The following is an 8540-nucleotide window of genomic DNA, read 5'->3' as shown; positions in this document are numbered from 1 at the left end:
TTCTATTATTTTTATATTTGCTTCTACCATTGGGTTTGTTTTTTTGTCAATTACAAAGAACCTAATTTAGGTTCGTAACCCAATGGTTTTTATCTATTTATGTCTTAACTTAATGACATTGGGATAGAGGCGGTATCCTTTTGTGAAGAGAAACGGAACAAAAGATATAGCCGAAAGCCCGGCCCTTGGGACACGCCCAAAAGAATAAAATCAAATAATCTAAAATTCTAACAATCTAGGGGGCTAATTAAAAAATGTCCAAAAAAAGTATATCTTTAACCAACCCAAAAAACCAAAAAATAATGCAAGAAGACAACCAGGAAAATTTTAAGAGAGAACTCGGATTACTAGATGGAACCATGCTTGTGGTAGGTTCTATGATTGGCTCCGGGATATTTATTGTGAGTGCAGATATTGCCAGACAAGTAGGATCGGCAGGATGGCTGACATTGATTTGGCTAATTTCAGGACTCATTACCATTATTGCAGCAGTAAGTTATGGAGAGCTGAGTGCCATGTTTCCAAAAGCAGGAGGGCAATATGTGTACCTGAAAGAAGCATACAATAAACTGATTGCCTTTTTGTATGGCTGGAGCTTTTTTGCGGTAATCCAAACCGGAACGATTGCTGCCGTTGGTGTAGCTTTCTCTAAGTTTGCAGCCTATCTTTATGAACCTCTGAGTGATGAAAATATATTATTTGAATTAGGGGCTTTTAAACTCAACGCAGCTCAGATTGTATCAATTGTAACTATTGTTTTACTGACATACATTAATAGTCGGGGCGTAAAAAACGGAAAAATACTTCAAACTATTCTTACCATAATTAAGATATTATCATTGCTGGGTTTGATCGTTTTTGGATTAACACTTGCAGCAAAAGCATCGGTTTGGGATGCTAACTGGGCAGATGCCTGGACACCTCATTCTTATAATGCAGATAATGGTTCATGGCTTCCTGTTAGCGGAAAGGCATTGATTACCGGAATTTCGGCAGCGATGGTGGGTTCGTTGTTTTCGAGTGATGCCTGGGTGGGGGTAACTTTTATTGCGGGAGAGATTAAAAATCCAAAACGTAATGTGGGTTTAAGTTTGTTTTTAGGGACTTTTATCGTGACTATTATTTATGTTTTGACAAATTTGATGTATTTGGCAGTGATTCCGTTAGACGAAATTGCAACAGCCAAATCGGATAGGGTAGCGGTAGTAGCTTCGCAATATATTTTTGGAGATATTGGAACTTTGGTTATCGCTATTATGATTATGATTTCGACTTTTGCCTGTAATAATGGTTTGATTATGGCGGGTGCGAGAGTGTATTATACAATGGCAAACGATGGTTTGTTCTTTAAAAAAGCAGCAGTACTGAATAATTTTAGTGTACCCTCATGGGCTTTGTGGGCACAGTGCATTTGGGCTTCGGCTTTATGCCTGACTGGGAAATATGGTGATTTGTTAGATTTTGTTATCATTATTGTTTTGATTTTTTACATTTTGACGATTTACGGGATTTTTATTTTACGTAAAAAAATGCCCAATGCAGAGAGGCCTTATAAAGCATTTGGATATCCGTTTTTACCATTGCTTTACATTATTGTAGCATCGGCGATAAGCGTTTCTTTATTGATTACAAAGTTTTCAACCTGTGGTTGGGGAATCCTGATTATGTTAATTGGAATTCCGGTTTATTATTTTATGAACCCAAAAGAATAAGATTATAAAATAAAAACGCCATATTAACGAAAATATGGCGTTTCCTATACTTTATGTCTCTTGTTTTGAGATAAAAAATTAAACATTTAAAGCAAACCAAAAAGTACTACCCAATCCTAAATTACTTTCTACTCCAACAGTTCCGTTTTGAGCTTCTATAAATTCTTTACTGATTGCCAATCCCAGTCCTGTTCCTGATTTTGGACTTCCCGGAATCTGGAAATATTTATCAAAAACTTTGTCTTTGTATCTGGGGTCAATTCCTTTTCCGGTATCGATAACCTGAAAAACGATTTGATTGTTTTCTTCTTTTAATTTGATGTGAATCGTACTTTTTTCAGGCGAATACCGAATCGAATTCGATAAATAATTAATCAAAACCCATCCTGTTTTTTCGCTGTCGGCTTTTACGTCTTTTAGATTTTCATCAGCATCAATAATCAATTGAATCTGCTTTTGATCTGCCTGAACTTTTACAGCTTCAACGGCATAATTTGCAATTGTGTTCGGATTACTTTTTTCGATATTTAATTGAATATTTCCGGTTTCCAGTTGTGACAGATTGAGTAATTCGCCTGTAATTTTTAACAATCGCTGACTATCCTCTTTAATACTTTCGACCAATTGTTTCTGGTCGTCGTTCATACCGCCGGTTTGGGCATTTTCAAGCAATTGTAAACTCAGTTTTATCGAAGCGATTGGCGTTTTTAATTCATGAGAGACTGTTGCGATAAAATTGGTTTTAGCAAAATCCAGTTCTTTAAAAAGCGTAATATTTCGCAGAATAATCACATCACCAATATTGATTTCTTTTTCTTCACCGGTCGGTGTTATCGTAATATTGAGAATTTCTTTTTCAAAGTAACTTTCTTTGCCGTTGGCAAATATTTTTAAAGGCTGTTTTTTCGGAATTTCATTTTCACTTTCTTTCAAAATTAAAGAACGGATTAAATCATTCGTAACCGCCAATTCAGATGCCTGTGTGTTAATGATGTTTTCTGATTTCAGACCAATAATTTTCAGTGCTTCATCATTGGCAAACAAAACAATACCTTCGTTATCCAAACCAATTATCGGATCGTTCATATTATTGATAAGCGTTTCCAGTCGTTTTTTCTCAAAGAATAATTTGTACAAATTACTGTTATGATATTCTTCAAGTTTCTGAGCCATAGTATTAAATGATTTGGCAAGATCTCCAAATTCGCTGTGACTCGTAAAATGAACACGTTCTGAATAGTTTTTATTCGCAATTTCCTTAATACTGAGCGTTAATTCCCTAATTGGATTTGCAATGTTATTTGGCAGATTAACCAATAAATTAAACGCTATCAAAAAGCACAAAGTTCCCACAATAGCAATGGAGAAATTGGACGTTTCTGCCGTTTTTTTAGCAATATCACTTTTCTGTTTGATGGCATCCAGATTCAGTTTCATAATGGCAAAAATATCCTGACGGATTTGCGCTTTTACAGCTTCATCGGCATTATTTTTCGCTAAAAGAGCAAAACTTTCTTTCAGTTTTTCGGTTGCCTGCTTTTCGCCTGGTTCTGTAATATTATGGGTTTGCTTTTCGAGATTTTCCTCAAAATTCTGAATGGTTTCTTTCGAACCCAATTTAATTCCGTCCAAAGCAGAAATCATATTTCGCGAATATTCCAGCGTATTGTAATTGGATTTCAGAATATTCTCGGTGTCCTGCTTAATTAAAAAAACAGAATAAGCACTCACTAACGAGAGAATGATGATCATCAAAAATAACAATCCAACACCCAGATTCAATTTGGTTTTAATTCTCATATTTTATTTTTTGAGTGAAATGTTTCCTGTAAAATGTGAAATGAAAAATCTTATATCTCACATTAAAACATTTTACGATAATATAACAAGATCGACGTTTGATAATGATAATTTATTTAGCAGACGCCTGAAAATTGTTGTAGACAAAATTACTTTAAATAAATTCAAATGCGGTTTTCCGATGCAGACAGTTGTAATTTGTTTTTCTTCTACAGTTGTCAAAATTGCATTGGAAATATTCGAATTTTCTACTTTAATAACTTCTGCACCAAGCTGAACTGCGAGTTTAAAGTTATTAATTAAGTGCCGTTGTTTATCAAGAGCAATTCTTGTACTGCTTTCTTTTGGCGTTTCTACATACAAAACATACCAGATTCCGTTATAATAACTTGCCAGACGTGATGCTTTTCTAATTACAATTTTAGCCGTTTTATCGTTACTGCTGATACAGGCCAGCAATTTTTCATGTCGTAAAGCATGCAGATGTGGAACTTCATTTTCAACTTTTCGAACCACCTGACTCGCTACTTCTTTCAAAGCCAATTCACGTAATTGTAGAATTTGTTCTGATTTAAAAAAGTGAGTTAACGCTGTCTGAATTTTATCTGCCGTATAAATTTTTCCTTCCTTTAAACGTGCAATCAAATCCTCTGAAGTCAAATCGATATTGACCACTTCATCTGCAAGACGCAAAACATTATCGGGAATTCGTTCCTGAACATCAATTCCCGTAATACGTTTTACGTCTTCGTTTAAACTCTCAATATGCTGAATATTCACAGCCGAAATCACATTAATTCCCGCTTCCAGAATTTCCAGAACATCCTGCCAGCGTTTTTCGTTTTTGCTTCCTTCAACGTTGGTATGCGCCAGTTCATCTACAATAACAACTTCGGGGTGCAGATTGATAATCGCCTGAAAATCCAGTTCTTCGAGTTCTTTTCCTTTATAAAAAATAGTTCGTCTCGGAATAATAGGCAGACCGGCTACTAATTCATGTGTTTCTTTCCGGTTATGTGTTTCGATGTAACCAATTTTTACATCAATCCCGTTCTTCAATAACGAATGCGCTTCCTGAAGCATACGGAAAGTCTTTCCCACACCGGCGCTCATTCCAATGTAGATTTTAAATTTCCCCTTTCGTGATTTCTGAATCAAATTGAGAAAGTGCTGTGCGTTATTTTCGTTTTCCATGTTTTCAGGGTAAGAAGTTTTCTGTAAAATGTAAAATGGTCAAACACATTTCACATTTTACAGAAATCATTTCACATATTAAAAACTAATCGCCAAAGATTTCATTACAAACGACATATTAGTATCTGTTGAATTAAACCTTCGGTAGTAAAGTTGATGATTTTGTGCCTTACGAATATAATTAAAATCTATAAGATATGACTACAAAAAAGAATGTTGAAGAATTAAGAGAAAACAAAATCCTTAGCAGGCCAAGCAGGAAGTCCCAGGTTTTGAGGGACTCATAATTCGTTTTGAGCGTACGATTGGTTTTAGGCAGAAGCCAAAGTACTTTCAATAATTACGCTCGTCATGTAGGGTCTATTTCGTTGTATTTTGGTAAAATCCCGACTGAGCTCGATCCTGAACAAGTACAAGACTATTTGTTTTATTTGCAAAAAAAGTTTAAAACACCCTCGTAAACCTATTTCAAACATTGCGTCTATGGACTTCGGTTTTTACTCAAATCCGAAGGTTTACCGTGTGAGTTTCTTCGTTTACCTTCTATAAAACACGAGAAAAAATTGCCCGTTGTTTTGAGTAAAGAAGAAGTCTGGGCAATGCTTCAAAACGCAAAATTGCTCAAACACCGCATCCTTATTGGCTTGCTTTATAGCTGTGAACTTTATTGTATGGAAGCTAGAAATACGATTGCAAGACTTGGATTTTGATAGCAAGCAACTTAAAGTGGTTCAAGGGAAAGGAAAAAAAACGCTATGTTCCCTTATCGGTTCATTTAATACGCGGACTCAAAAAATACATCTAAGGGAAAACCTCAGAACTATTTATTTAATGGTCAGCCTATTGACCGGTCAGGAGGTGATTTTGACAATCGTTATTCCCAGCTTGGTGTACAATGGGTGGTGCGTCAAGTAGCGAAGGCAGCAGTAAACAAAAGGAAGTTCACACCCACACACTGCGGAATAGTTATGCCACACATTTACTCGAATATGGTATGATTCTTAAAGACCTTTTGGGACACCAGAATATTGAAACCACAATGTAGTATCTGCACATTGCCCAACCCGCTAGTCAACACAAATTTAGTCCACTCGATACGCTTTTTGCATAATGTAGCGGCAAACTAGCCTGCATTGAGCGCAGTCGAAATGAAGTAGCCGATATGTTGCTAAAAATTGGTTCCAAAATTGAAAACTACGGATTAAATACCCGGCAACTTCGCACACTTTCGGTAATAAAAAAATGTAGAACTGTTGAGTTAGGTGGTCATATCGATGCTTGGGATGAATTTCGGAATCTCACTATCAGTTACAACTTTTGTTGCAATCGCATTGTCCAAAATGTCAAGGCAAAAAGCGAGAGCATTGGATAGAAGCTAGAAGCACAGAACTCTTACCAGTTCCTTATTTCGATGTGGTTTTTACCTTGCCGAAGCGATTCATTCTTTGGACATTCATCAACCCAAAATGGTCTACGATGCATTGTTTGAAGCGACTTGGGAAACTTTGCAACATTTGGCAAAGCCAAAGAAATACAAATGGGAATGATTTCGGTTTTGCACACCTGGGGACAGCAATTAGGTTTGCATCCGCACTTGCATTGCATTGTTTCAGGTGGCGAAGTGAATAAAGACGGACAATGGCAAAATATCCGAAGCAATGGAAAATTTCTGTTTCCAGTCAAGGCATTATCAAAAGTTTTTAGTGCTAAATATTGTGAGAAACTCAAAGCGAAAGAACCTATAAAGTACAAACAAATCCGGCAAGAATTTTGGCAAAAACCGTGGGTAGTTTTTGCCAAAAAGCCTTTTGGTAGCTCAAATTCAGTGGTGGAATATTTGGGGAGGTACACCCATAAGATTGCCATTAGCAACCATCGAATCAAAAGCATTGACAACGATAATGTCACTTTTGACCAGCGTGGTCCGTCAGCATGGTATCTTGGCAATAGCCAAAATTCAAATCCCTGTAAAAGCTAATTCATGGGTAAGGGAACTTATGCCCACAAGTGAGGAAAAACATCAAAAAAAACAAACTTAAAAACGACTTCAAAAAAAAGAGGCGCGATAGCTTCTTGAAATTCTTATAACTCATTTATCGAAAACTCATAGAGATGGATGTAGAGCGGTTCCGTTCAAAAGGAGTTTCATTGTTGGCTTTTCAAGCCCAACGAGCTCTAGCTGTTGAGTGAAATTATTCAAAAATGTCAGTTCGAGTTTTTTTTGTGTAGAGAAACGGAACAAAAAATCTATTGAGAATCGTTAGAGCGATTTGTATTTTGGGTTTAAGCAGACTACTAAGCCAATCATTAAATGCTCAGTACGGTTACATGCGAAATAATTATAAGTAGTGTCATTTCATGAATTTATAAGGTTTGCTGAGTGGCTAGTTTACCCAGTGTTTGAATGGATTTACGTAATTCGTTTGTCCATGGCAAGCCAAAACTAAGCCGCATGCAATTTGAAAATTGATCCTGAAAAGAAAAAATTCGTCCCGGCGCAATACTGATATTATGTTTCATGGCCAAATGATAAAACTGGGCGGTATCTATTTTTTTATCAAGCTCTATCCAAAGAAAAAAACCACCCTGAGGCTGACTCACTTTTGTACCTTTTGGAAAAGATTCTAAAATGATATTGATGTAATTATTACAATTATGATTCAATATCTGGCGAATTTTCCGAAGATGGTTCTCATAACGGCCGTTTTTCAAAAAATCACCCACAACTTCGTGAGTAATGGTAGGAGAAGAGATGGTGTGATATAATTTTGTACGTAGAATTTCTTTCTTAAATTTCCCGGGAATTGCCCACCCCACCCGATATCCGGGAGCCAGGGTTTTAGAAACCGAGCTGCAGCACATCACAATTCCGCTTTGATCGTATGTTTTACAATTTGATGGCCGGCCGGAGCCAAAATACAAATCACCGTGAATATCATCTTCGATAAGCGGAATATTATACAGTTCCATTAAGCGGACAGTTTCTTCCTTATGCTCATTAGGCATCATACTGCCTGACGGATTGCTAAAGTTACTCATCAATACACAAGCCTTTATTTTTTTGGTAGAAATGGCTTTTTTTAGTGCATCTAATTCTATTCCGGTCGTTATATTGGTTGGAAGTTCCATCACATACAAGCCTAAAGATTTTGCCAGTTGTAAAACGCCAAAATAAGCCGGACTTTCTGTAATAATGGTGTCTCCCGGTTTTGTGACCGCCATAAGGCAATGTGAGATGGCACTTACACAGCCCGGAGTAGTTATGATATCATCTTCTGTTAAAGACCCTCCCCAGGCAAAAGACCAGCGTGCGATTTCTTTTCTAAGATTAACATTGCCCTGTATTTCTTCATAACTGGTTCCGCTGTTAGGAAGCTGACGCATTGCCTGAACCATTCCTTTATTCAGTTTTGCAATAGGAAGAAGTTCATTTGAAGGGAATCCCAATGAAAGCATGGTTACGTTTTTGTCTGTCATGTTTCCATACACCAAATCAATCAAATCTTCTCTTTCAATATTTTGTGTGGTCAGAATAGGGGAACTCGCCGTTGGTTCAGGAATAACTCTGGCAGAAACATTACTCACATAATAGCCGGATTGTGGTCTTGATTCTATTAATGACCTGCTTTCAATTTCATAATAGGCTTTACTCACGGTACTCATGCTGTAGCCGGTTTCTGCACATACTTCCCTAATCGAAGGCAATTTGTCTCCAACGTTTAAAAGTCCCGATTTTATCTGTTTTTCAATCACATCGGCAAACTGCAAATACAGGTAATTTGAATGCTTCATCTAAAAACTGTTATGGTGCAATTTACAAAAACTGTATCTGTA

5 protein-coding genes and 1 pseudogene are annotated in these 8540 nt (G+C 36.7%); 3 read left to right on the top strand and 3 right to left on the bottom strand.

Annotation, left to right across the window (positions count from 1 at the left end):
• Positions 1-302: 302 nt before the first annotated feature.
• On the top strand, positions 303-1712 hold the full coding sequence (locus DMB65_RS12955) for an APC family permease (RefSeq protein ID WP_110307066.1): 1410 nt from the start codon (positions 303-305) through the stop codon (positions 1710-1712).
• A gap of 78 nt (positions 1713-1790) precedes the next feature.
• On the opposite strand, the gene DMB65_RS12950 is transcribed toward DMB65_RS12955, so the two are convergent.
• Both DMB65_RS12950 and DMB65_RS12945 read right to left on the bottom strand, forming a co-directional pair.
• A complete protein-coding gene (locus DMB65_RS12950) occupies positions 1791-3512 on the bottom strand; it encodes a HAMP domain-containing sensor histidine kinase (protein ID WP_110307054.1) in 1722 nt (573 codons plus the stop codon).
• Positions 3513-3584: 72 nt separating this feature from the next.
• On the bottom strand, positions 3585-4706 hold the full coding sequence (locus DMB65_RS12945) for a sensor protein KdpD (protein ID WP_110307053.1): 1122 nt from the start codon (positions 4704-4706) through the stop codon (positions 3585-3587).
• 895 nt (positions 4707-5601) lie between these two features.
• Between DMB65_RS12945 and DMB65_RS22430 the strand changes: the two genes are divergently transcribed.
• Positions 5602-5751, top strand: a complete 150-nt coding sequence (locus tag DMB65_RS22430) for a tyrosine-type recombinase/integrase (RefSeq protein ID WP_230470672.1) — start codon at positions 5602-5604, stop codon at positions 5749-5751.
• A 117-nt stretch (positions 5752-5868) separates the two neighbouring features.
• A pseudogene (locus tag DMB65_RS12935) lies at positions 5869-6627 on the top strand (IS91 family transposase); the annotation flags it as partial.
• A gap of 443 nt (positions 6628-7070) precedes the next feature.
• On the opposite strand, the gene DMB65_RS12930 reads toward DMB65_RS12935, so the two are convergent.
• Positions 7071-8498 (bottom strand): aminotransferase-like domain-containing protein, encoded by a 1428-nt coding sequence (locus tag DMB65_RS12930; RefSeq protein WP_110307052.1) that lies wholly within the window; start codon positions 8496-8498, stop codon positions 7071-7073.
• Between the last annotated feature and the right edge of the window lie 42 nt (positions 8499-8540).

It is taken from the genome of Flavobacterium cheongpyeongense (genome assembly GCF_003202435.1).
In the GTDB taxonomy this organism is placed as follows: Bacteria; Bacteroidota; Bacteroidia; order Flavobacteriales; family Flavobacteriaceae; genus Flavobacterium; species Flavobacterium cheongpyeongense.
The sequence above is the reverse complement of the archived record's forward strand: the minus strand, read 5'-3'. Positions and strand labels throughout refer to the sequence as shown.